Below are 24272 nucleotides of genomic sequence, written 5' to 3'. Positions count from 1 at the left end.
GATTGCAGGCGTTTAGCCCCAACGTATTGGCTGAAAGAAAAGGTCTTGAGGGTTGGGAAGGCTGACCGAGATATAGCTATCAATGCTGTCTTTAAGGCTGAAGCGGCAAAGCAGCCGATACGCGGCGGCGAGATCGATCCGCCTCTGCTGCACTATGTCCCCGACGGTTGACGGCAGCGCTCGTTTTGTCATGTCGTCTCCAACGGACGATTTGTCACAATTGGGCCTGGCCGGCTCGGGCCACGTTGCGAATTCCTGACTTGGCGAACGCGAGGCCGCCCCAAGCTCTCGCGGCTCTTTTCCGTTCCCCAGCAATCGACGTGCCATCAGACATGGTCCGCTGCCGTGTCTTAATCGAGCGAGATCACCTGGGGCGTGCGCACGCCAGCAGGATGCTCGCGCTTCCCGTGTCTGGTTCCGGGCACAAGACGTCAGCAACCGAACACGGCGAAGGAGAACGATTGAAGTGGACCTCGACCGCGGACCAATCGGGATCGGCTTGCCTACCGGAGTTTCAGCCCGCTCCGATCTCCTGACATTACGAACCGTCAAACGTGTTCAAGAGACGCGACGGCGGTGCCAGGGCGCTGCCATTTCACGATCAAGTCGCTCTTCTAGATGCTGCAAGAGTGCCGCCGTTCATGCAAGCGAAACCAAAAATCTACCAGGAGAATTTGAGATTTTCGAGGTTCGCAGCAACTGATCCGCCTGTACCAAAGGCCAAGCGATTCTGTCCTGTACGGCACTGATCTCAGCAGCAGAAGACCGGCAGATGATTGCGGCGCTCTTGCTGTGCGAGCTGGACACGCCAAGGAATGCACCTCTGTTGGGCTGGCCATCAACGTGCAGGCGTGAATAGTGTCGCCGCCGCTATCACTGTCTCTTGGTGCTGGCCTCGCGTTGCGAACATGAGCACGTACAACGCGAGGAGAATTAAGAGGCCGCGCATACCAAAGGGCTTCCCGAGGCTATGACAATTGTGGAGCGGATTGTATTCCGTGCATTTGATGCAGGCGGTGCACGAGCGATTGCGCGGAAACTCGACTGAAGTCCTGTAAATCAGGCGGCAAACGGCGCGAAGGTGCAGCGTCAGCTCAACAAATCGACCCTGCCGGTGTCGAGCCGATATATGCCCCCCACAACCTTCAGTCTGCTCTGCTCAACTGCCGTGTTCAGAATGGGCCCCGTCGATGTGAGTTTGTTGACGTTATTGATTACATTTTGTCGGGTTGCTTCGGCGGGCGTGTCACCCGTTTGTCGACGAGAGGCTTTTACCGCAGGCGCAAGCGCAGCGACGAGGGATGAAAGGTGCCCCGGCGGCAGCTTATCATCGCGAAGCGACTTGATCGTGGCGTCTATCGCGCCACAATGATCGTGGCCAAGTACCAGGATCAGCGGCGTGTTCAGCACGGCCACCGCATATTCCATACTGGCGAGCGTGTCATCGTTGGCGAAGTTGCCGGCGAGGCGGCAGACAAACAGATCACCAAGTCCGCTATCGAAGACAAGTTCTGGCGCCACGCGAGAATCGGCGCAGCTCAGAACTGCGGCATATGGATTTTGCCCATCCACCAACACCCGGCGCTCGCGCTTGAAATCGTCGCCTCGTGATGCGCCCTGGACATAGCGATCGTTCCCTTCCATCAGTCGCTTCAGAGCAGCTTCCGGCGAGAGCAGGTTATCTGGCTTGGGCGGCGCTTTTGCTTCCTTCGCATCGACAATGTTGCTGCCAAGCCGCAGCCAAACCGACGAAATAGCGAACATCAACAGCAAGCGGCGCGAAGGCACGATCGTGGTCAGATAGGACATATTCGGCGACTGGCCTGTCTGCACGTTTCTCATCTCATCGGCCCGCTTTACGCCACCCGGTGGCTTTGGCTTCCGCTTCGCTGCAGAGCCAGCGTTCACCGGTCTTCGTCATGTCGATTTGTTCGTAACTGAGTTGCCCGGGCAGGTGATAAATGCGCTCGCCATTGCGGGCCACGGTGCCTTTTATCACACACTCGGACGAGGGCGGGTCCGATAGCAGAGCGGATCCGAGCAGGAGTTCCTGAGCGTCGACCGGAACCGAGCTCGCGCCGATGATGATCGTTCCCTTACTGCGGCGGCGCCAGTCCCAGGGCGCGATGAACGCCCCCGACCACAGCCCCGCACAGGTCTTGCTCGCCACAACCTCATAGATGACGTACGGACCCGACGAGAGCGCCCAGCCCGAGCGTACCATCCAGGCGTTCACGTCCTCGCCTTCGATGAAGCAACTGCCGCGTGACCTCCAGTACTCATCCACTCCTGTGGTATGACAATCCCACGTTCGTCCGTTCGAATGCTTGATAAGCGCGTTGCGAGCAGCTACCCCGCAAGCCCATTTCCGGCCGTGGGCGTCGAGGCAAATCTGATCAGTCTCAGGAGCTTCAATGCCTGAGAGTCGGATCTTGGTCTGCTCGATCTCAATCGTATTGCCGTCGAGGATGCGCGGAAGGCCGCTTCGTTTCGCCGCGCATACCGGAGATGTGATGACAGCGAACAATGCGATCATCATTACGCGGTGTTTCATCCCGACAATCACTTTTCGCTCTTGATCCATGTCCACGCACGATTCGGCGCCGGCACATTCGACTGCTTAAGCGCACGATGTCCGTTAATAGGCCGGCATCTTTCGACGTTTACTCTATGAATGCTTGGCCGTGGTTTCCAAGCTACGACCTGACGCTGCGTGAGGTTCAAGCGATTTCTTCGGGCGTACGTGTCGCGGTATTCGCCCTTCGAGCCTCGCCGGCCTCTCTCTCTCTCTCTCTCTGGGCGTGCACTGCACCCTCTTGGCCTGAAGAGGAGTTCCCTATCGCTCAGCCGTGAACCCGGTATGCGGGAGAAAGCCGAACCTCGGAACGCTGCTTCTCACGCGCTTGAAGAGCAAATGGCGCCGTCGAATCTTGAGGGGTCGAGTGGAAGTCAGGCGTGGAGGAGCAACCTGGCTATGCTTTGTGCCAACTGCATTGGCAGACAGAAGGCTGCCGACGGTTCAGCGGAGAGCGATGACATTTCGAGTAAATTGTTGTCAGGAAAAGATGGTGTTCGAAAGAAATCTGGACTCGCTTCCTCTGAGGTCTGGACAAAGGCGCCACGGAGTTCAGTCCAACGCTCAGCGTAAATGAACCGGTACCGTTTGGCAAACCGCGCAAAACCCGGAGGCGTTTTTCGGAGAACCGGGCCGAATGGTCGTTGATGCCAATCGCATTGTGGCTTTTCGCACGTCTGCGCCGCACCAGGACCGTTCGTGGTGCGCCACCCCGTTCGTAGAAGAACCCGATTGTCATGACCCCGGCGGCGCGACTGGCGGCCGCTCTCGCGTAGTACGCTTCACCGCGATCACATGTGGAATTTACCCAGCGAGCCCGGCATGAGGGCGTGCGTTTTGCGCCAGAAAAGTTGAAACGGCAACCTTCGTGGCTTTGTCGTATACGCACCGGCGAGGGTTAAGCCGCCCGCGTGTTCGGACGATCGCGAGTGCCCATCCCGATGCCACTCGGTGCGAGGCGTCAATCCACAACAGGGTTACGCCATTGCGGCACTTGGGCAGGTCGCTCTGGTGCGGTGTAGCCGACTCAAGCTACAAATCATTCTCCATGACCTCACTACACAACGGGAATGAAATGGTTGAAGCCCCCCGGGAATCGCCGGTCTCTTCTTACGCGCTTGAAGTGGATGGCCGACTCAGAGCTGAATTCGCAACCAGAGACGGCGCCAGGGCAGGCGGAGCAGAACTAAAGAAGCGTTTTCCCATGCTTCAAGTCCGGATCTATGACGCGCAGACGAATGCGCGCGAGGAAATCTAGCGCCGACTCAGTTCGGTCCTCGATGCCTCGCGCACGGCTCCGGGGCTCCTCGCCGAGGGCACTCGCCGGTGCTCAGGGGCATGCCGGCCCGCTAACACTGCCCGTTACCCTCTTAATGGGTTTCATCGCAGCACTCGATCGTGCCGCCTCGGCGTCGGCATGCTCACCAGCCCGTCGCGTTGCGCGGCGTGCACGCCGGATCGGGCTCGGGCACGAGCCATCTCCATGTCCGGTCCCTTGAGGAGTAGCATGCTGAGCTGGTTCCCCGGCAGATTGGTGTCCTCTCACTGAGTCAGGGGCAAAAGTTTGCTAACTGGCACGCGCTCCTGCGGCCAACTCCTAACAAAAACACTCGAGTAATCGTGCTGCGCGAGTTTTTCCTGAGGGGCCGAAGGCCGCGGGAAAGGCTCGCGACTGCTGCGAAGGCGTAAGCACCGACACTTTCGCGCTGAATGTCTTGCAGTTTGCTCTGAGGCGTTTGGCGGTAAAGGAGCTGCGGCGTGATCTTGCTCTGCCCGACCATTTACCAAGCGCTTTCGCTCCTCTCTTACTATTCCCGTTCCTTTGGCTCCATGCGAGCGAACCAGGAGCCAGGAGGAAAGGCCGCGATACGCTTGGCAAAAGGGGATTGCGGCTCCCAATCTTGCCCTTCGCTCTTCTCGAAAGTGATGACCCCGTTGTGTGTAAAAAACCGGGGCCCTGGGATATCACAGTTCACCAAAAGCAAAACGCGCCACAGATCACCCTTCTCGGTCGGCTTGTCCTTCTGCTTCGGCAAGTAGTCCACTCCAACAGGTTCAACGATTGTGCAGCGGCCCTGCCGCAGAAGATCGCCGAGTCGGCCTTGCGTGGTCGTCACAAAGTTGAAGTTGCTCGGATCATGCAGAAAGCGAAGATTTGCGTCCCTTTCACCCGCCTTGATTTCAGTGGCGATCAACGAGAGTGCTAGGGCGTGCCAGCCCAATTCGATCGGCTTTGCATAGGTCGACGCAAGTTGAAACGTGCCGTCGAGCGCGACCCTCCAGGTGATAACGTTCTGTTCGTCTAATGTATCATCCGGGTGCCTGGTCCACGAAACGAAAACATAGTCGTTTTCGTCAAGTTCAGCGACGCCCCACATTCGAGGGACGAATTGTGCCACCTTCGAGACGTTGGAGATAATTTGTTCTATTGTCGCACCGTCTTGCGCTCGCCACGTTGACTTGAATCTTTCGATATGGGGGCTCTCGATGGCGCGAACACTGTTGCTCGTCGCAGCCAGCCCGGCCAGGCAGATAAGGGGGCGACCGAGACAAAACCATAACGACGCGCGTCTTCTAGACACTGTTTTCATAACCGTTATCCAAGCGTCATTCCAAAGCAGGCAACCTTCAACCTGTTATGCGTGAGCGCAAGAAGTTAGCGGCGACGCGACGGGGAGACCGACCGTGTCCCGTGCGAGCAGGCGCTCCCCTCTATGTCACGCGCCGCTAACTTCGCTGCCGGCGACAGCCTCAAGTTGCTGTGCTGGATATGCCCAGCAGGAGGAAACTGGGCATGCCGAAGACTTGCATTCCTCGTGCCAGGTAATAGACGGCAATTCCCGCCGCTTTTTGTCCTCTTTGTCGGCTTTCCGACTTGCGCACGTCTCGATGTTTCCCTTCAGCGCTATCCAGCGCGGCTTATGCGTTCTCGTCGCGCAGCATTCGACGGCGCAGTGCGGCGCCTCGGTGCCAAGTTCCTGATGAGAATTAGAAGCACGTTTGCTGCCATAGAACCGTTTGGTTCGGTATCGTTGCCGGGATGTGGGCTTTCGATCTCTGGCATGCCTCTGGACACTTGCGGCCAAGAGCCCAGAGCGCGTTTGGCGCTTCTTTCGCGACATGCGGCGCTCGGGAAGTCGAGAGCGACCTTCGTCAGTGCACTTTGCTATAGAAGGCCAACGATGCGAAGCCGATCTTCACCGCCGAGCATTTGGAGTCTGGCTCGCACTGCAAATCACCGTGCCGGCTAGGTATGTTGCTGGCTTTGCCAGGTGACTTAGGCGTATTCAGCGCGGATCGAGCTGGTCGAGAGGGCGGTCGGATGGCGGACGCGCTCGAAAAACCGGTGGGAAGCCGAGACATCAAATGCGTTCTGCTCCAGGCAACAGTGCCGGCCGGCGCAAGGCGCATTTGTCCCTTCCGCCACCTGGCGTGCGGGCCGGGGCAGCTGCGATGGTCATTACAATATCGCTGACGGAGAGCCTTTCTCCATCGACTCTACGATCAAGATGCGCGGTCAATCGCGTAACGGATGTCGCAGCATCAGCTTGAGATAAGATCTGAGAGGTTGACGGAAGACTTGTCTTGCCGATACTCCGACTCGTCGAGGTTCTCCGGTTCCCACTTGATCCGGAGCTAAGAGGGAAGCCGGTGAAGATGCCGGCGCTGCCCCCGCAACTGTGAGCGGCGAGCCGCTGTCCAACGATGTCACTGAAGCCTGCGGCTTCGGGAAGGCCAGACAGCAGCGATGATCCGCGAGCCAGGAGACCTGCCTCGACAATGTATTAGTCCACGGGCGGGGTGTCCCGGTGGTGCGCCAAGCAACCGTCGCACCACGCGACGTCGCCTGCCAGCGTCCGCCATGGCCTTTGTCCCCAACATGGGGTTGACGCTATGTCTCTTCTCTCCCTTCCGGTTGCCACGCTCGGCACGCCACGCATCGGTCCAAGGCGCGAGCTCAAACGCGCTCTAGAAAGCTACTGGGCCGGAAAAAGCAGCGAACAGCAGTTGCTCGAGGACGCAGCGGGCCTGCGTGCCGCGAACTGGGCTCGTCAGAAATCTATCGGCGTCACGGTCATTCCATCGAACGATTTCTCGCTCTATGATCAGGTGCTCGACACAAGTGTCATGGTCGGCGCCATCCCGGAGATCTACGCCTCGAAAGCCGAATTCGTCTCGCTAAAGACGTACTTCGCCATGGCCCGTGGTTCACAATTCGACGACCAGGATGCGAGTTGCGCTCATCGATCGTGCGGATTTGGCGCACCCGCGCAGGAGATGACCAAGTGGTTCGACACCAACTACCACTACATGGTCCCCGAGTTTCACACGGGACAGACTTTCAGGCTATGCTCTCGCAAGCCGATTGAGGAGTATGAGGAAGCCAAGGGTCTCGGCTTTCAGACCCGCCCTGTCCTGATCGGGCCGGTTACATTCCTAAAGCTCGGCAAGAGTCCCGATCCTGCGTTCCAGCCACTCTCACTACTGGATGAACTGATACCGGTCTATATCGAGGTTCTGCAGGAATTGGCCAAACGTGGGGCAAAGTGGGTTCAGTTCGACGAGCCCTGCCTGGTTCTTGATCTGGACGAGGGGGCGCGAAAATCTTTGCGGCGTGCGTATGAGCGGCTGGCCAAGGAGGGGCCGGCCATCAAGATCATGGTTGCCAGCTATTTCGGCGACCTCGGCGACAATCTGGACACCGCCTTGAGCCTGCCAGTTGCCGGACTGCATCTCGATCTGGTTCGAGCGCCACAGTTGTTGGACCAGATCATCGCTGGCGGCCGAAGTGATCTCGTCATGTCGCTCGGTGTCGTCGACGGCCGGAATGTATGGCGGTCGAATTTGTCCTCGCTGCGCCAGCGGCTCGAGCCCGCGATTGCGAAGCTCGGCAAAGATCGTGTACAGATCGCCCCATCCTGCTCGCTGCTTCATGTGCCGGTCGATGTTGGACTCGAGACCGGGCTCGCTTCCGACGTCAAGAGCTGGCTTGCTTTTGCGGTCCAGAAGATGCGAGAGCTTGCTATCCTGGGGCGGGCACTCGCAGGCGACCAGAATGTCGCGCTAGCTCTTGCCGAGTCGGAATGTGCCGCGGCTGTCCGCCGGACTTCGCCGAAAATCCGTAATGCCAATGTCGCTGTCCGGATGAAAGCGATCGATCACGCCATGCGTCGGCGCGTGAGCCCATTTGCCCGTCGTGCCGAGATCCAAAACAATCGTTTCGGACTACCGCCTTTTCCTACCACGACGATCGGATCGTTTCCGCAGACCACAGAGGTCCGGAATGCGCGTGCGGCGCATGCGCGAGGCGCGATGAGTAACGAGCAATACGACCGGTTCCTCAAGGGGGAGACTGTGCGCGCCGTACGTTGGCAGGAGGACATCGGTCTTGACGTCCTCGTGCACGGCGAGTTCGAACGCAATGACATGGTGCAGTACTTCGGCGAGCAACTTGCCGGCTTCGCATTTACCAAGAACGGATGGGTGCAGTCCTACGGATCGCGCTGCGTCAGGCCACCGATCCTGTTTGGCGATGTAGTGCGGTCGAAGCCCATCACCGTAGACTGGTGGTGCTACGCGCAATCACTAACGAGGAGGCCGATGAAGGCGATCTTGACCGGACCGGTAACGATCTTGAACTGGTCCTTTGTTCGCGATGATATTCCCAGAAGCGAGGTCTGCCGCCAGATTGCGCTCGCGATCCGAGACGAAGTCCGCGATCTCGAGAATGCTGGTGCGACAATGATCCAGATCGACGAAGCCGCACTGCGCGAAGGAATGCCGTTGCGTCGATCGGAGTGGACGGCCTATCTCGACTGGGCTGTGGATTGCTTCCGCATCTGCTCATCGGGCGTCGCCGATGAAACGCAAATTCATACACATATGTGCTACTCGGAGTTCAACGACATCATCGTTGCGATCGCTGCAATGGACGCAGATGTCATCTCGATCGAGACGTCGCGCTCGAAAATGGAACTACTCGACGCCTTCAGGAACTACGAATATCCAAATCAGATCGGGCCGGGCGTGTACGACATCCACTCCCCACGCGTTCCCGAGGCGGGCGAAATGAAGGAACTGATGGCGTTGGCTCGGACCCGGCTGCAGGATTCGCAGCTCTGGGTCAATCCGGACTGCGGCCTGAAGACGCGCAAATGGGAGGAAGTGCGTCCGGCGCTAGCGAACATGGTCGCTGCCGCCCGCCAACTTCGCGCTGCATTCGATCCGCGAGGCCGTTGATCCGGGGTTGGGTCTCTTCTCGACAAAGCGGATCCTCTTGCGGTCATTTGCGCTGTCGGTGATCGATGGAGCCTTGGGAATAAAAAAAGCCCGGCCCCGCTGAGCGGGCCGGGCGAAAGTCTGGGAGGAGCGACGCTGACGCATCGCGTGGACTTCCATCGGCGGAGAGAGGACAACCGCCGGTTCGATCACGGCAAGGACATTCGCCGAAAATCTGAGCTCAATTGAAGCACAAGCTCAGCGTAGCTCAATTATGCCGTGGTATGCGACCGTTAGCCTGAGGTTTATAAAGTTAGACGGGGTTTGTCGGTCAAGAGCACGTCCGCAACGATTACGACGGCGACGAGGACGGTGATGCCGGGCGGTCACCGCAGGGCACGAGCCGCAAACTCGGTGCGCTTTCCTGCCTGGAAACCTTATGCTCGATCAGCGGGACGACACGAAAAACCCGGCTCCAAGGATCTTGCAAGCGTAGACAATGCATGAGCGGTTACTATTGATTTGACCCCTGCTTAAGGCAGTCCTTGGTCGACCGGTTCCACCCGATGGTCGGGTTTCATCTTGGGCCTCTGTTTGAGAGTCTATGAGCGGACCACGCGGAGGATGTCACGAGCTTGAAGAAGGCACTGGTGCCGATAGGGTGCTCCTCAGCCGTGTGCGTGGTCCTGCCCTCAGCACAGGCCAGTTGAATCATGGCGATCTCCGATCCGACACGGCTCGGCTCAGCGCAGGGTTAGGACGTCGTCCAGCGCCTAAATGTACCCGGGCGAGCAAGCCTGGCAATTGGGGTGCTGTGGGTCGAACCGGCCGCGGTCGGATCATTGAGAGCGCTGGGAAAGAGTGGGAGTGCTTCGCCCCGCCCGCGCGGCGGCAATCGTCCGTCGTTGTGGGGCGGCGGACGGTATCCGTTTCGCGCGATGTCACTGCGCAACTGCCAGACCTGCGACATCACATTGTGGAAGGTGCCGGAACCAGGGCTCAGGAAGGCTCGGCCATGCCGTTGGCACCGGAAGCGATCATCGTGCGCAGAAAGCCATTTTGGCGGTGCGGCAGCCTACGTGCCCGCGAACACCCCCATTTTCATTCGACAGGATGAGCATGAGGTCTAATTCTGCTGTAAGACGGCGCCGATCAATACGGCCCCTACGTCTCGGCGCCGTGTCACGGGTTGCCGGCCTTGGCGGACGAAAATGCGACCGAGCTCCGTTCGGCCTCAGCTTCTTGCTCCAATTGCAGAATATGCGCTCTTAGCGCATCGGAAGTGGCTGCCGCTGTCTCGCTGAACAGGGGATCTCCATCATCGGTGACGGCGGAAGCGATTTTGGTCCATTCCTGTGCCGAGAGAGCCTTCAGTGCGGCCGGAAAGAAATCTCGTTCTTCCCACATCATGTGGCGCCGCTCGCGTACTATAAAGTCGCGTATGATATCGCCGACGTCTTGCCGAAAGAGTTCACGATCCGCAAGGATGGCGTCAATAGCTCGCGCGAAGTGGTGCAAACGGTCGGCCACTTCCTGGTGTTCAAGCGCGAGATCGCCGACGATTGCAGCTGCATCGGGATCGCGAGCTTTGAGCTTCGAAAAAATCAAGTCTTCCTGTGGATGATGGTACAGCTCGGGGTAAACCTCGAAATAGCTGATAATCGCGCGGATGACCTCATAATCGGGACCGATCCCTCCCTCAAAAATCTCCAATTCGTGTTGAAGAGCGGCCAGAAGCAGATCAATGTTGCGATGCTCTCGAAGCAAAAGGTCGATGATCATTCCGGTGCTCCTGGAGGCACAATGTAGGCCGGAAGCGGTTTCTGCCACTTACAAGATCGCCCAAGCCGAATTCGGTGGCCTTCGCTACGCCGCGATTTTCTGAGCTATTCGACGCAAAAACGTAGCGCGCTTTGAATTTGAACTGGCGTAAATCAACTTAGCCGCCGAAGTGTTGAGGTTGCCCCGCAAGACGCTGGTCGGATAACGGCTCGTTTCGCTAAATGTGGCGGCCTGGGCGTGCATGGCGGACCCTATCTTGCGGACATCGATGGGACGCAGATTGGCTGCTCCTGACGAACTCGAAAATTTGGATGTTTTCCCTAGGTAGAAGTCCCTAAGTATTTATCCGTAAGTGCCATGAGCAGGGCGTTTTGAATGGGGCGGCGTGGTCACTTGTTTGCCAAACATGGCCAAACCGGATTAGAAAGCTGCATGCTGGCTTCGTCGGCCGCGTCCATGGAAACAGTCGGAAGCGCACGGCCGCACCCGTGAAGAGCTCCAGCCAGCCGAAAAGTTGTCGTCCACAGCCACTTTCGGCTTGCCGCAGGAAGTCTTGTTCGGGCGCCTTGGCTCTGATCCCCGTCAGCATCGGTCGGCCGCGGAGGTGACCAGGCAGATATTGACGGCATCCCGATCGATGTACGCTGACCGACGTGGTCGGCGCGCTCGATGATCATGCGATAGGCTGCCGTAGCCCCCGTTCTCCGGGGCGACAGACCCGCTGTCCGTCGGAGCACAAATGTAGGCCGACGTAATTGATCTGCTTCATGTGCCGTCGTGATGCAAGAAACCAGCAGCGTGTGTTGCATCGGTAGCCGTCATCGAAAACATGACCCGCTCGGCGCGGTGCGCCTGAAAACCGTCCGTTTGCCTGGGGTGCGCAGCTTGAATGCATGAATAAACCATTCGCGCCAATTGCGCTGGTGCTAGAGTCCCGCGGCAATGGCGATCCGCATCAACTCGGACATGCTGCGGACATTGGTCTTGGCCATGAGGTTTGCACGGTAAACCTCGACTGTCCTGGGACTGATGCCGAGATCATGGGCGATCACCTTGTTAATCTTGCCGGCTAATAGTCCCTGCAGGACGTCACGCTCGCGCGACGAGAGGCCCGCGAGGCGGGCTTCTGCCTGGAGTTTTGCTGCGTCATCGGCTGGTTTTGTTGGCCGCGCTTCCAGAGCACTATTGATCGCACGCAATAGCACCTCCTCCACAAACGGCTTCTCGAGGAAGTCGGCCGCACCCGCTTTCATCGCTTCGACTGCGAGCGATACGTCGCTATGACCAGTTATTAAGACGACGGGGCAGTCGACGCGATTGGCCTTCACTTTACCGACTAGCTCGAGACCGCTCATACCCGGCATGCGGATGTCCGACACAATGCAATCAACTGGACCGCTCGCGACGTCATTAAGAAACGCGGTCGCCGTCTCATAGGTTGCTACGTAGAAACCGTTAACATCAAGAAGAAACGCGAGCGAGTCCCGCATTGCGGCGTCATCGTCGATCACAAGAATGCGCCGCCCAATCATGCTGTCTCTTCGCTAAGCTCGACAAATGGCGCGGTGAACTGAAGGATCGCGCTGCCACCCGGATTTGCTTGCGCGACGATATGGCCGCCATGTGACTCGATGATCGTCCGGCAGATTGATAGGCCCACACCCGTGCCATGCCTTTTAGTCGTGACAAAGGGCTGGAACAGTCGGTCGGTGATATCAGCGCTGATGCCGGGATCCTTATTAGCAACTGTAAATCTGTCGACAGCAACTTCCGCGCGCGGGCAGGAAGCCACGGCCTCGATTGCATTGCGTATCAAGTCCACCGCGACCTTCTGCATCTGGATCTTGTCGACGACAGCACGAGAGGCAGCGCGGCGGCTGCCGCGGCAGTGCCATAGCCTTACCAGATGTGGTCCGACATGCTTCCTGGTAGACCCTCTCATTCGATCGACTCTACATTGTTTCACGAGGGCCACCGGAGCAGAACGCGCCTCAGCTCACACCAATCTATTGTGCAGAACGGCCGCCGCCATCAGGCCATATGCGCCAGTGCGTTGGCTGCACGGCCACGTGTTCTCCGGTCTTGGCCTTGATCCAGCCGCCGAAGGCCCGGCGGCAAGGAAAGACCACCCGGTGAATGGCATTCCCCTCGATCACGGCAATCTCCAGATCCTGATCAATGGGCGGCGCCGTTTCGACCCGCTCCCAGGTCAGGTCGCCAGTAGATCTTGGACGGTGTTCATCGCTGCCGGCTGACAAATTCAGGCAACCTTCTGAACTACGCACGAGATGGCTTGGCCGCCGCGCGAGCAGGCTCAGCCCAATATTGCCCGGGGGGCGTGGTTCCGATTGCGCCAGCCGCGGCCGGGGTTTTATCGGCCGTGGCACCGTTGAACCTATCGTGCCGGGACATGATCGGCTCGCCACCCGAAATATTTGGACTGGCGCTGCGAAACAACTCCCGGCCCTCGATCGAATCGATCTGGATCAGCTCAGGTCCTCGGCGCTTGGTATTAACCGCTGTTCTGCAGAAGTTGAACGGGACTGCCGCTCCCGCGATCTGGCCGGCGGCGGGACGAATGTCCCCGTGGTCTGTCATGTCGAACATCCTTCGTTGGTACGAAATCTCTTTGTCCCACGGCGTCCCCGTGGGGCGTTGGGTTGTAATGACGTCAGCCGCGCCCTTGTGAGCGGGGCATCCCCGAGAACCGGAAGACGCCGCAACTCGCTTGACACCATTCGGATGAGCCTAGCTGCGCTCGGCGCCGATCATCGCCCCCGTCCGCGGGTCGATGAAGTGGACGCCTTCGCATGCGGCGTAAGGCTATCGTGTGTAGGTCATCGGCAGGAGGCTCGGGACGTCCGGCAGCAACCTTGAACTCGGTCGCCGGTATCTGGACATGAAAAGATGATGGGGCGCCAAGTCTTTCTTTCTGCCATGTGTGTGACCTTGGACGGGAAGCTCACTTCTATCAGTAGGCAGTCGCCGCAGTATTTGATACAGGTCAAAAAGAGCTGATGCGCATCCAGAATGGCCGAGCTCGAGCGGCTGCTGCGAGCCCCACAGGCCCGCGTCGGCTGGCGACATGTCCCAAGTCGGGCGATCCGCGAGGGCTCGCGTTGAACACGCCAGCATGTAGCCGGGTTGATTTGAGGCGCACCGCTCGCCAATGGACCACGACGGTATTTGTCCTCAATGTTGCGATAGCCGGCAAGCGGATGTTCAATTGATCGCTCGCCTCGCAATATCGGTGGCCTTGCCGGGCAGATCCAAGCCAAAGGCTTTGGCGCTGAAGTCGCGAGCCCTGGGGCCATCGAAACGTTGGCTGCGACAAGCGTGATCATCGGCTGTGCTGTCGCGGCCGCGGCAGTTTGCCTCATCTTGGCCCACGATCACGTGCGCATACGTCTCGCCATCGATTGCCTCGGCCGCGGCGCGCCTCAGAAATGGCTCTGCTCGGCGATTGGCGCGACGACCTGGTGTTTGCGGCAAATGCCTCGTGAGACCACCAAGTATCGCGTGTAAAGTTAGTGGCCTCTCAATATTGCCAGCGGTTGAGTATGGATCGATAGAGATCAATAGCCGGCATCTCGGGCGTGACGGCGCATGCGGCTCTCAATCGTCTCTTCAGACGTTCCTCGAGTCATCGGTCGTTCAATTTTGTCAGTCGAGGGCATGAACAGACCAGGAGGCGTTATTCCTCGGCGCAAAACAGAGTGCGATCCGCCAAGCTGGAAAAGTGGTCTGCGCGACAACAGGAGGGCTCGAGTCGCGCTGGCAAAGTTTCGACCTTATCTCGATGGAGGAGCGGACAACCGGTTGGGGACGCCGCTTGAGGCAGATCAAATACTCTTGTGGAGCGAATGGCAGAATGGTGGATAAGCAAACCCACAAGAAGAGGATGCCATGACTTCATTTAATGTTCGGTTCATCAAGACCGTTTGTGATGATACCGGGCACGAACATCGTGCCTGTCAGGCGACGTTCAAGGTCGATGCCGCCACGCTGTGCGCTGCTGCACAGCAGGCGGAGAGCGATTTCTGCAAGCAAAAGAGTGTCCGCGATTGGACCGTCTTCGCCGATGTGATAGAGCTCCGAACCCCGCCTGCATTACCGCCGGCATGGGCTGGTTAGCTTGACTTTGGCGGAGGGAGTCCGCGAATTGGATTGTGGGTCAATCTGTAATGTAAGCGTGATCCCGGACAGGGGCGCATCGACCGTCGATTCGAGAACAACTGGTGATCCTGGCGTCAAATCGGTGAGCGCCCTATTGTCCCACGACACCTAGCGGATCTCGCTGGAGGGTTTGCCGCCTGCCGCTCAAACTGGCTCTGCAGCGCTCCGTAAAGCGTCGTACCGGCAGGGCCATCCGGATCGAAGGATCCGCTCCCACAAATCGGTCTTGTTTGATTCGTGACAAGAACAAGTCTAGCTCTGGCAGCCATGGCTGACGGTTAAGGCATTTACTCAGCCGGTTGCGCGTGAGCCTGTCCGAACCGGCCTTACTTGAGCTCGCAGCACATCGATGCGATCGCACGTGACTTTAATCTGTCCGCATCTGCCTTTCAAACCATGGCGCAAGAGCGCACTCTCCTGAACAGCGCAGCAAGCGCCTCGCGCTTGCTGCGGCTATGGAACGTATTGCGCGATCTCCAGCGGGTGAGCGGCCCATGTCAGACCAAAGTCCTCTGCGCCGCCAACCTCGAGAAGCAGAACCATGCAAGTCCGCTCAAAGAATGCCCGAACGAACAGACCCTGCGCGCTTGATCGTGATATATCCTCCCGCTGCGCTTTCGTGATTGACTGCGCTCAACAGGTTCTGCCGAAGAGCTTTGATCCCCGAGCATGCCCACATTCAAAGAAGGTCGACACAGGACAAACGTCATTGCCGCCTCGAAATCCATGACAGCCCTTGTGTCTGTACTCGCTGTTTCTGGCGGCGATGGGAATACGATCCGGCGTTTACCTTCTGCGTATTGCTCACTTTCGCCGCCAGCTTGCCAGCGCCGCCGTCATCCTCAATCGCCGCTATGAACGGGCGGTAGGTTGGGGCGTGAACACGTTGGCGTTCGTCGGCACCATCGCACCCACAACGGTCCTCACGTACATTGTAACATCAGCATCCGAGTACGATTCGATCGCGCGATCAGGGATAAACTCAAAGAGAATTGCCAGGGCAGACAAATGCTCAATCAAATTCGTCCGAGCGGCAAAAGTCCCTCGCATCACAGATCAGGCCTCTGTCCAAAGGACAATTCAGTTCACCGGCTCGTTATCGATCCGACGGTAGCCTGCAAAGCTTATTGCCTTGAACGACGCCCGGACATGGGGAATCTGTTAGCGACAATAAGGCGCGCGCGAAGGCTCCTGCATTCTCGGCAATGCGGAGCACGTGAAGGAGAAGCGAGATTGCGCGGTGCACTCTCAAGTGCGGGCGAAATCCGGAGACAACTCGCGTAGTTCGTTAAGCGCAACTGTTGCTTCGATGTCACCAAATGTATGAACCGGCAATCTACACTGGTGTCAACCGAGGGACGACATGTTCGATATTTATGTGAACGGAAGACGCGATCTTTTGGTCGTTCCGCGAGGGTTCGCGATCTCTGCTGGGTTGGCCGGCAGTTGGAAGCGAAAGAAGCGGGCGGTGCGTTCAGTGAGCGATGTTATTCGCCAAGATGTGCAACAGCGCGGTTACCACCGACGTAGTCTGATCTCGAATCGGTCGAAGACGGCAGTCGAGATCTCGTCACACGCGTAGCCAACGCGGCTATCTCCGCTGACCCATTCTTCAAAACACTCTGGGCAGGATATCGCCGATGCCGTCGAGAACCTTGCTTACGGCGTCGACGGCAGGCGGGTATTCTGCTTCATTAGGCGTATGGCGCAAGGTTTCTTTTGAAAAGCCACGCACGGCGCTGCGGCTTCCCTCAGGATAAGTATTATGGAGCTTTTCCTCGACTCAATGGCGTGCGCGCGTGAGTTTTCAGCTGTCCATACTGAAGAGATACTTGCCGGCCAGCCGCACGGACGGGCGAGCATCGAAGTCGTTAAACAGCATTTGGCCATTTATTACAGCAGCGGCCCAGAGTGGCCGGCGCGTATGAAGCGTATCGCGAGCCGAGCGCCCCAACTCGATATTTTTGGCCAAAGGCTGATCGAGCGAGCGGCCGGGTGCTGGATTATCACCGACGAGGGAAGGAAGACTCTTGAAAGGCTCGAATTGGTAGATGTGGGTGCTATGCAGGGTCAGGTTCAGGAGATCGCGCAAGAGCGCGAAGATGGGTAGCCGCCCCCGGGTCTTCGCAGCTACGAACCAGCGCGCAGAAAGCGCTCCCCGGCAAGCGATTGAGCACGCGCAACGGCTATCGGCATGACGGCTTGCCGCTCAATCCCTTGCTGATGGCCACGTACGCCGACTAGATTACGCAAGTTCAGTTTGGATATAAATGCGGTGGCTATTCGTACTGTGAAGTGGCTCAACGCGACCAACGGATGATATGGCTTTATCCAACCTAAGGGAATGGAGGAGCTAATGTCTTCGTGCACTCCGACGCGTTGAGCCGAGCCCGAATGACCGACGCGAAGACCTGACCGATTTAGTATTCGCGCAAGCCCCAAGGGAGCTCTGGCGTTTAGATAACGAGCGCGCTAATCGCCATAAGGTGACCATAGCAAGAGACCGCCCCGATGTCTCTCAGGGCCTCGATGTTTGATCACTCTAGGCTTAATACAAATCACGAACCTTCCCGAGATGCAGCTGTTCAGGTTCATCGCGATTGGCTTGCTCATTCCAGAACATGTTAGTCTACGTGCTTAGCTTCGAATAGAAAGGCTTCGATTGAGCATTCAATTATAACGAAGCCTCTACACACAGTCCGTACGAAGTTTCAATTCCACAGCTGCACTAGTCCAGACGCCTTGTCTTCCGAAAGCATGACCGAGCTAATACCTGGCGCGAGTTCCGATGACTGTTCTTTTTTACGGTCGTCGCTGCAAAAAAACTATGATACAAGCGCCCTTCTCAGAAGGAGCATTCATCGTGAAAAAAGCAACAAAGAAACGCGTCAAGCGGCGCGAGTGGACGAAGGCAGATATCAAAGAGCTCAAAGTCCATTCGAAGGCTCGGACCCCGGTCATAAAGTTAGCAAAAATGACCAGGCGCAGCGCCGGCGCGCTGCGCCAGAAGGCCTTAAATCTCGGAATTGGACTCGGACATCAGCGGTAATTTTGAGCAACGCTGGCTAATGACGGTAGGGCGGCTTGCGGGCCGCCCTCTTTGGTCGTAGAAAGTTCGTCGCAAATTAGCTTTGCCTATCCGCGCTGAGAGAGTTTTTCGCGCGCGTGCTGGATGGCTTCAACGTCGCCGAACGGGCCCCAACGCGTCCTCATCTTTGATCAAGTTTTTTGGAAGGCCTTTCGACGGCCGCTAGCGATGTATGATCGCGAGTGAAGAGATACTCTTAGCCCATAGGCCTGTCTCGAAGATAAAACCCCGAAACGCTCGGTCCCCGGACGCAGGCGATGGGGCCAAAACACCCAGTCCTAGGCGCATCAGCTTCCGAGAAGCTAATCAGTCTTAAACGAACTCCCATAGGGCCGAATCTAGCATCCGTTCGGCCGGCGGCTTCTTCAGCTTCGGCGAGACAGTCTTGGTCGCGCTGGGCCGAACTCATCGGCTGATCGCTTTAGCCAAATGGACACAAACTCGCGAATGGGGCATTCTCGGTCTCCCTCCGGTGGGGGCGGCTTTGTCGGGTTACCGCTTGGACAATCGAGAAAATCAAAGGTATTCTAGAGCGCGGGCGTGCCCCCGGAGATAAGGAGTTGCTAGATTGGGTGAGGGGCGTCTCAGGAGACTGAGGTCTTGTTTTTGGGCGGCAATCTGGGTGACTATCAGACTACCAGCGAACCGAATCCGTACAGGGCGGACCCACCGCAAAATGTTCCGCTTATCAAGAGAGCAAGGGCCAGCTCCGAGCGGGACATGATCGCAGACTCTCGAACCAGCTAAGCTTCGAAAGCGTTCAATCATGGCCGTAATCCAAGCCGTGGGGCACACTTCGATGGAAGAGTACGCAGCCTTCACGCTCGGGCCTGATGGGCATATTCTGCAGCGCGTAAATATCATCTGCGCAGACGAGGACACCGCGAAAAAAAGAACCTATCTACTCGCGGAGGATTGTGCTGTTGAGCTCTGGCAGGGCGCACGCAAGATCACGGAATACCCGGCGCGCCACTGAGCGGCCTTGGGGCGCCTTCATCAATTGACTGGGCCGACGTTCGACCTTTTTTAGGCCGCTGCCGACGATGAGGCTTGGCGCCTCCCGCGAGGCTGGCCGGCTTGGAAGCACCGATCTGGCGCTCCGTTGCCGAGACTGCTGCCGGAGGGCATTGACGCAATGCTTCTGCGGCGAGCTAGTGAGATTAATCCGGGCGCCGCTTTGATCCCCCACATGAACCTTACCGCAGAACGTCCAAGGGTCGATCCGACGCCGGTTCAAATCTGGCCGAGTATGCGGAGAGTAAAACCGAGCCGCTCGCAACGCGAGGATAGTCGTCCACATCCGCGTAGTAGCAGCGCATCCTTCGGAAGCAGGATTTGCTTGTCAAGCTTTACGGGCCGCGCGTCGCATGCTGAACGAGGCAATTCTACACTTTAGCGATCTCTTCACGAGCAAGATCATGATGCCGGATCACTTCTGTTATGATGAAGGCCAGGAACTTCTCAGCAAAGTCTGGGTCAAAGTTGGCGGCCTGTGCGAGCGCACGCAGTCTTGTTGTCTGTCTCTCCTCCCGACCTGGATCGGCAGCAGGCATTTGCAATCGAGCTTTTAGTTTTCCCACCTCTCGAGTGCACCTAAAACGTTCTGCGAGAATGTGAATCAGGGCGGCGTCCAGATTGTCGATGCTGCTCCGAAGAACATTCAATTCGGGGGGAGCTTCCAATGTCTCAGGTCCCTTCGATGCGCACGATGTTTTTCGGGCTTCATAACGAGTCTCTGTACTACTATTCTTGAGCCAGACCTCGAGTGCAAGCTAACGTCGACGCCTTATGGGCCCGCTCAAGAGTTTGATGCAAGCACCTTAGCCAGTGGACGTGATTTCTGGATCCGGGCCGATTAACCGGGTTCTGACATCGGAAAGGCCAGTGACGCGAGAAAGCCATGTCATCGAACGGTGCGTCGTTTTTCGCGTGTCGCAGAACATCGTGCCATTCCCGACAGCTTCTATTTGCGGTTATACTCACGCTCGCGCCGTGGTGGTGGTGAAAGGCGCAACCGTCAGCCCTATGACCCACGGAGCCCACCGCCATGATCACCTTCGCACCACTGCTCGTTTTCCTCGTCATAGGCTTTTTCGCGTGGCTGCTCTTCACGCTTGCAGTCTTCGCGTTGCCCGTCTTCGCCGGCGTAACGATTAGTCTTTGGGCCTTCCACACGGGAGCCGGCGCTCTGGGCGGCATCGCTGTTGCCCTCGTGGCTGGCGCCGCAATCTTCGGCGTCGGCCAGCTCGCGCTCGCCCTCGTGAGATGGACTTGGCTCCGGCTCTTGGTCATCATCTTTTACGTCGCACCCGCCACCGTTGGCGGTTACAGCGCTAAACCGACGTAGCAGGATGATTGTCTCCTAGTCCGTGAAGCTCGTCATGCAATTGTTTTCCAGACGCTGAAGCTCCTCTGAAGCGATGGAGGCCGCCGACGGCACAGCTTCATCATCCAGATGATCCAGCGCTCGCCGAAGCTCTCCTTGAGAGAACTGCTCTGAATGCAATGCGGCTTGCGCGAAAGCCGACGAGGTGAAGTGATCATCTCGCCATTCCTGAAGCCCCTCTGCGGGCTCCTCGTCAAGCGGTCGTCGAAGCTCCTCTGCGCGCCTCGTGCCTGCCACGTGCCTAATCCCTAATCCTGCCGGCATAACGTCTTCAACGAACAGCCCGTTCGGCGCGCCGGCGTCCTCGCCGAGTGGACGGCCGCTTCACAGCTCAAGCGCATGATCCGCGAGCACCTGCCGCATCAGTGCGCCCTTGATCTCGCGGGCGATCTCGTCGCGGATCTGTGCTCCGAACTGCAACTCGGCATCGCTGTTTCCGGTCAGGTGATGGTCGGCGAGTCGCTGCTCGAGCCGGCTCGGAAACTCCCCGTCCATCGCCTCGGCGAGCCGGTTCTGCATCTCTGCATGGGCGTCGGGGGCAATCCGGCTCACCACCGTCTCCCAGGGCTGCCAGCGAGTTGCCATAAAATCGGCGAACCCCGCCGCTTCCTCGTTCCGCACCTGCGTCTCGGCTGCGGTGAGGTCGTGCTCAGTGACGTACGAGATGTCATAGAACCGCATGTCCGGAGCGATGAGCTTCAGGTCCAGGCGGTCACGTAGCTTGACCTGATAGGCGAGATAGACCTCGATCTCATCGACGAACTGGAGTGAGTTGACCTTTTGACGGGCAATCGGCTCGAGTGCGCCCAGGCGGAACAAGACCCGGGCCTTCTGGGTGAGCTCGCCGAGCCGATCGTCATAGGCCCCGTCCTCGACATCAGCGTTCAGGCGTGCGGTCTGCATGCTGTTCCAGGTCAGAGTGATGCGATCCTGGCAGCTCTCGCTCGCCCCGAAAGCCAACTGAAAATACTGCTCGCGCAAGTGCGGTCTGATCGCAGCCCGCTGCAGATCCTCGGCGACGGCCTCCCGGAAATGAGGATTATTATAATTTACGGTGTTCCGTAGCCTATCGAGGAAGAGCGCGTATTCCGGCGCCCCCGCTTCGCCGGCGAAGTTTTGCCAGGCGTCGATCACCTCCGGCTCCCCGTCCATCCAGTCCGCTACCACCTCGGCCAGCGACCGTTCCTGATCCGCCGCGGTTCCCTCGCCCATCGAGAAGAAGACCCGCGGGCCGTCATAGCCCGGGGAATTCAGGGCTTCCGCCAAATTCGTACGCACCTGCTCGGGCAGCGGATTATTCTCCAAATAAACCATGCACCCAAAACCTAGCCGGGTTAGCAGCGCCTGCGGCAAGCTGCTCAGCCGATTATTGCGTGCCTCGAGCACCTGCAGTTCGACGGGGAGATTGTCGGGTAAGCTGGTCAGCCGGTTGCCGCTGACGTGAAGTCTCTGGAGCTCGGGGGGGAGGGTCTCGGGCAAACTGTCCAGCTGGTTGTCGTGCGCAAAGAGCACCTGCAGTTCGACGGGGAGAGTGTCGGGAAGGCTGGTCAGCCGGTTGCCATCGGCTTCGAGCTCTTTGATTTCAGGCGGGAGTGTGTTGGGAAGGCTGGTCAAGCGATTGCCGCCGACGGCAAGTGACTGAAGTCCGATGGGGAGGGCGTCGGGCAGTCTGGTCAACCGGTTGCCGCGGACGTCGAGGTCCTGCAGCCCATCCGGCAGAGTATCTGGCAGGCTGGTCAAGCGGCTACTGCCGACCGCGAGTGTCAAAAGCCCCTCTGGAAGGTTTTCAGGCAGACTGGTCAGCCGGTTGCCCCCGATGGCAAGTGACTGAAGCCCGTTAGGGAGTGTGTCGGGCAGGCGGGTCAACCGGTTGCCGCTGGCGCCGAGCGCCCGCAGTCCAAACGGGAGGGCGTCAGGCAGGTGCACCAGCTCGTTGTCGCTCACGTTGAGCGACTGAAGCCCAGGCGGAAGGGCGGCCGGCAGTGTCGTCAGGGATAGATTTAAGAGCTCCAGCCCTGCATAGACGTTGCCTGCCTCACTCCAGGCTTTTATTCGTCTTACAGCCTCTTCGCGGTTCTCGTCTTGCGACTGCCCTTCCTCCTCGGCCCAGCCATCCAGGATCTGGTTAAGCCGCGACTCGCTGAAGACAGGGTCTTCATGCGTCTGACCGCTTGCGCGCCCCGGAGCCCCCGTTTGCAAGGCTATGGTCCACTGCGCTGCGGCCGGGGTCAGTCTAGAGGTATTGCCATCGCCCGGCCGGGCCTGTCGGCCCCGAATCGATGCCCCCAAATTTTGCGCGGAACGATTTGCGGCGGATGTTGACGACTCCGGCGCTACATCACCGGCCTCGGCCCACGAATGCTCCTCCTGATCGACACTATACGGCGGCCAATCGGCAGCTGAATCCATGGCGTGCCAATCATCTGTCAGACTGAAATTGCCATCCGGCAACTGCCAGTCGCGATCCGCGACCGGAAAAAGCACATGCTGATCGTCTCGTTCAGAGCAGGCGAACGAATCCGACGGCGACCGCGAGGTGCCTTGTCGGACTACATCCTCGTGCGGCATTCCCAAACGATCCGCACCTCTGTTCGAAGCAACACAGGGCGGCTCGCCGAGGCTAATTGAATTGGGAGGCAGGCGACCGTAAAGACGCAAATCATTCACGTGCTGCTGAAACCCGGCTTGGTCGGCCTGCTGCTGTTGCCGCCGATCGTAGTACGTCTGATCGACACGGGTCTCGAATGGGTTGAGGTTATTGAACGCATCCATCCCACTCTCCTAGTCAGATCTGAGCAGCTAGCGCCGGTCTGGATAAGTACGTTCACGCTAAGAGGCTTAGCTTTCTAGAAGCTGACGAGGAATCAGAATGATCGTAACTGTCCCGTAAGCCTTCGTGGAACACTTATTGCTCGATGGATCACTGTAGTGACAGCTTGCGTATGTCTGCTACGCAGACTTGAGCATTGCCGGCGTGATATCGAGGGAAGTCGTGCTCATACTCCGCGAGAGCAAGTCAGCAAATTGCATCTCCCGCCCTGCATCCCGCAATCCGATCACTGCGCAGCTAGGTTGGACAGCAAATATCACGTTGGCTTGACGCCACGCTGCGCACCTTCTTTTAGGTGACTGGTGGACCGATTGCTGCGCCAGTATGTTCATCGGAGGCGGGCCGAAGTCCATCGTCTCACCTCGAAAATCACCAGATGCGCTCTGGCAACCACCGGCTGGAGAAGATCAGGTAATAGGATGTTATCCGCTAATCGTGCCCACGCTCGCTGGGTGACGGTTAGGGAGGTGCAAGGTGGCTATGCCGGTCGCTCTCACGACAGCACCAGGGAAGTAGACACTGCGCAAAACTGCAATTTGTCACGCGCATGCGGTGGCCACCGCCGGGGAGGCTAGGATTGGAAGTTGGCATACGAAGGCTGTGAGGCCGCCACTGCCCTGTTCTTGCGCAAACACGGAAAGGTGCTCTTCCGCAAAGTGAATCGGCGGACTTCTCGCGATGGAAACGAAAAACCCCGGCCTGAAGGCCGGGGCTCCCGTCATGCCACAGCGTACATCCGGCCGGGACAATCAGACGATGATTAGCACGGAGTTTTCGAAGAAAATGTGACCTTCGCGGTCGTCGCTCTTAAAGGTCGGAGTTTTCGCAAACCCTTGTAGACCGTACAATTGATCACGCCGGGCACTTTATTGCCTTCAGCGGAGTAGAAGCGTTTCACGCTGCCTCGAGAGGCCAAACAGCAGACCCACGTGGCGATGGTCATTTCCGTTGAAGTCCCAAATCGCCTGTCAATCGCTTACAGGCGGGTCGATGATGCGTTGCGGCCGAAGGTCGATGCCCTCATCAAATAGCATCCGGCGTATCCGCCTCAGGCCCGATCGATTTTGAGAAGTCGTTCTGCGGCGATGTCTGGGCCGACCTTACTATTCTCGTCTACGACAAAGACGCCGCAATCATAACCGTTCTTCTGCTGGCGCATTGGGGCCCCTTGCAGTTAGCGTTCACGCATCAAGCGCGCTGCAGAGCTGTTTCCGAA

At 58.3% G+C, this 24272-nt stretch carries 18 protein-coding genes and 1 riboswitch; of the genes, 7 read left to right on the top strand and 11 right to left on the bottom strand.

What is annotated here, in order from left to right:
* Positions 1 to 12: 12 nt before the first annotated feature.
* The 4 genes from XI06_RS24905 to XI06_RS24890 form a co-directional block, all read right to left on the bottom strand.
* A complete protein-coding gene (locus XI06_RS24905) occupies positions 13 to 192 on the bottom strand; it encodes a hypothetical protein (RefSeq protein WP_271606706.1) in 180 nt (59 codons plus the stop codon).
* Between the two features lie 897 nt (positions 193 to 1089).
* Entirely contained in the window at positions 1090 to 1809 is a 720-nt protein-coding gene (locus XI06_RS24900; protein WP_271606705.1) for a carbonic anhydrase, read from the bottom strand.
* A gap of 34 nt (positions 1810 to 1843) precedes the next feature.
* Positions 1844 to 2584, bottom strand: a complete 741-nt coding sequence (locus XI06_RS24895; RefSeq protein ID WP_271606819.1) for a thermonuclease family protein — start codon at positions 2582 to 2584, stop codon at positions 1844 to 1846.
* A 1799-nt stretch (positions 2585 to 4383) separates the two neighbouring features.
* Positions 4384 to 5166 (bottom strand): nodulate formation efficiency C protein, encoded by a 783-nt coding sequence (locus XI06_RS24890; RefSeq protein ID WP_271606704.1) that lies wholly within the window; start codon positions 5164 to 5166, stop codon positions 4384 to 4386.
* A 999-nt stretch (positions 5167 to 6165) separates the two neighbouring features.
* A riboswitch (cobalamin riboswitch) is annotated at positions 6166 to 6366 on the top strand.
* Between the two features lie 103 nt (positions 6367 to 6469).
* Between XI06_RS24890 and metE the strand changes: the two genes are divergently transcribed.
* Positions 6470 to 8815: a 5-methyltetrahydropteroyltriglutamate--homocysteine S-methyltransferase gene (gene metE, locus XI06_RS24885; protein ID WP_271606703.1), complete on the top strand. Its 2346-nt coding sequence runs from the start codon at positions 6470 to 6472 to the stop codon at positions 8813 to 8815.
* A 1161-nt stretch (positions 8816 to 9976) separates the two neighbouring features.
* Here metE and XI06_RS24880 read toward each other — a convergent pair.
* From XI06_RS24880 to XI06_RS24865, 4 genes are all read right to left on the bottom strand, one after another.
* Positions 9977 to 10576: a hemerythrin domain-containing protein gene (locus XI06_RS24880; RefSeq protein WP_271606702.1), complete on the bottom strand. Its 600-nt coding sequence runs from the start codon at positions 10574 to 10576 to the stop codon at positions 9977 to 9979.
* A gap of 926 nt (positions 10577 to 11502) precedes the next feature.
* Positions 11503 to 12108, bottom strand: coding sequence for a response regulator FixJ (gene fixJ, locus XI06_RS24875; protein WP_271606701.1), 606 nt, complete (start codon positions 12106 to 12108; stop codon positions 11503 to 11505).
* Positions 12105 to 12413 (bottom strand): ATP-binding protein, encoded by a 309-nt coding sequence (locus XI06_RS24870; protein ID WP_271606700.1) that lies wholly within the window; start codon positions 12411 to 12413, stop codon positions 12105 to 12107. The genes fixJ and XI06_RS24870 overlap by 4 nt, the downstream gene beginning before the upstream one ends.
* Before the next feature lie 169 nt (positions 12414 to 12582).
* Entirely contained in the window at positions 12583 to 12834 is a 252-nt protein-coding gene (locus tag XI06_RS24865) for a hypothetical protein (protein ID WP_271606699.1), read from the bottom strand.
* Between the two features lie 1648 nt (positions 12835 to 14482).
* On the opposite strand from XI06_RS24865, the gene XI06_RS24860 reads away from it, so the two are divergent.
* The 5 genes from XI06_RS24860 to XI06_RS24840 all read left to right on the top strand — a co-directional run bounded on the left by XI06_RS24860 (position 14483) and on the right by XI06_RS24840 (position 18816).
* Positions 14483 to 14710 carry a hypothetical protein gene (locus XI06_RS24860; RefSeq protein WP_271606698.1) on the top strand — a complete coding sequence of 76 codons (228 nt, stop codon included), beginning with the start codon at positions 14483 to 14485 and terminating at the stop codon, positions 14708 to 14710.
* Between the two features lie 372 nt (positions 14711 to 15082).
* Entirely contained in the window at positions 15083 to 15343 is a 261-nt protein-coding gene (locus XI06_RS24855) for a hypothetical protein (RefSeq protein ID WP_271606697.1), read from the top strand.
* Between the two features lie 1174 nt (positions 15344 to 16517).
* Positions 16518 to 16862: a hypothetical protein gene (locus XI06_RS24850; protein WP_271606696.1), complete on the top strand. Its 345-nt coding sequence runs from the start codon at positions 16518 to 16520 to the stop codon at positions 16860 to 16862.
* A 678-nt stretch (positions 16863 to 17540) separates the two neighbouring features.
* Entirely contained in the window at positions 17541 to 17801 is a 261-nt protein-coding gene (locus tag XI06_RS24845; RefSeq protein WP_271606695.1) for a hypothetical protein, read from the top strand.
* A gap of 805 nt (positions 17802 to 18606) precedes the next feature.
* Entirely contained in the window at positions 18607 to 18816 is a 210-nt protein-coding gene (locus tag XI06_RS24840) for a hypothetical protein (RefSeq protein ID WP_271606694.1), read from the top strand.
* Positions 18817 to 19225: 409 nt separating this feature from the next.
* On the opposite strand, the gene XI06_RS24835 is transcribed toward XI06_RS24840, so the two are convergent.
* A complete protein-coding gene (locus XI06_RS24835) occupies positions 19226 to 19522 on the bottom strand; it encodes a chorismate mutase (protein ID WP_271606693.1) in 297 nt (98 codons plus the stop codon).
* A 365-nt stretch (positions 19523 to 19887) separates the two neighbouring features.
* Between XI06_RS24835 and XI06_RS24830 the strand changes: the two genes are divergently transcribed.
* On the top strand, positions 19888 to 20187 hold the full coding sequence (locus XI06_RS24830; protein WP_333909363.1) for a hypothetical protein: 300 nt from the start codon (positions 19888 to 19890) through the stop codon (positions 20185 to 20187).
* Between the two features lie 15 nt (positions 20188 to 20202).
* Here XI06_RS24830 and XI06_RS24825 read toward each other — a convergent pair whose 3' ends face one another.
* Positions 20203 to 20463 (bottom strand): hypothetical protein, encoded by a 261-nt coding sequence (locus tag XI06_RS24825; protein WP_271606692.1) that lies wholly within the window; start codon positions 20461 to 20463, stop codon positions 20203 to 20205.
* 87 nt (positions 20464 to 20550) lie between these two features.
* The gene (locus XI06_RS24820; protein ID WP_271606691.1) at positions 20551 to 22998 is read right to left on the bottom strand and encodes an NEL-type E3 ubiquitin ligase domain-containing protein; all 2448 of its coding nucleotides are present in this window, start codon (positions 22996 to 22998) and stop codon (positions 20551 to 20553) included.
* Positions 22999 to 24272 lie beyond the last annotated feature (1274 nt).

It is taken from the genome of Bradyrhizobium sp. CCBAU 11434 (assembly GCF_028128895.1).
In the GTDB taxonomy this organism is placed as follows: domain Bacteria; phylum Pseudomonadota; class Alphaproteobacteria; order Rhizobiales; family Xanthobacteraceae; genus Bradyrhizobium; species Bradyrhizobium zhengyangense.
The sequence above is the reverse complement of the archived record's forward strand: the minus strand, read 5'-3'. Positions and strand labels throughout refer to the sequence as shown.

Coding starts and splice junctions, on each gene's coding strand:
- XI06_RS24905 (WP_271606706.1), bottom strand. CDS start 192: ATGACAAAACGAGCGCTGCCGTCAACCGTCGGGGACATAGTGCAGCAG.
- XI06_RS24900 (WP_271606705.1), bottom strand. CDS start 1,809: ATGTCCTATCTGACCACGATCGTGCCTTCGCGCCGCTTGCTGTTGATG.
- XI06_RS24895 (WP_271606819.1), bottom strand. CDS start 2,584: ATGGATCAAGAGCGAAAAGTGATTGTCGGGATGAAACACCGCGTAATG.
- XI06_RS24890 (WP_271606704.1), bottom strand. CDS start 5,166: ATGAAAACAGTGTCTAGAAGACGCGCGTCGTTATGGTTTTGTCTCGGT.
- metE (WP_271606703.1), top strand. CDS start 6,470: ATGTCTCTTCTCTCCCTTCCGGTTGCCACGCTCGGCACGCCACGCATC.
- XI06_RS24880 (WP_271606702.1), bottom strand. CDS start 10,576: ATGATCATCGACCTTTTGCTTCGAGAGCATCGCAACATTGATCTGCTT.
- fixJ (WP_271606701.1), bottom strand. CDS start 12,108: ATGATTGGGCGGCGCATTCTTGTGATCGACGATGACGCCGCAATGCGG.
- XI06_RS24870 (WP_271606700.1), bottom strand. CDS start 12,413: ATGCAGAAGGTCGCGGTGGACTTGATACGCAATGCAATCGAGGCCGTG.
- XI06_RS24860 (WP_271606698.1), top strand. CDS start 14,483: ATGACTTCATTTAATGTTCGGTTCATCAAGACCGTTTGTGATGATACC.
- XI06_RS24850 (WP_271606696.1), top strand. CDS start 16,518: ATGGAGCTTTTCCTCGACTCAATGGCGTGCGCGCGTGAGTTTTCAGCT.
- XI06_RS24845 (WP_271606695.1), top strand. CDS start 17,541: ATGACTGTTCTTTTTTACGGTCGTCGCTGCAAAAAAACTATGATACAA.
- XI06_RS24840 (WP_271606694.1), top strand. CDS start 18,607: ATGGCCGTAATCCAAGCCGTGGGGCACACTTCGATGGAAGAGTACGCA.
- XI06_RS24830 (WP_333909363.1), top strand. CDS start 19,888: ATGATCACCTTCGCACCACTGCTCGTTTTCCTCGTCATAGGCTTTTTC.
- XI06_RS24820 (WP_271606691.1), bottom strand. CDS start 22,998: ATGGATGCGTTCAATAACCTCAACCCATTCGAGACCCGTGTCGATCAG.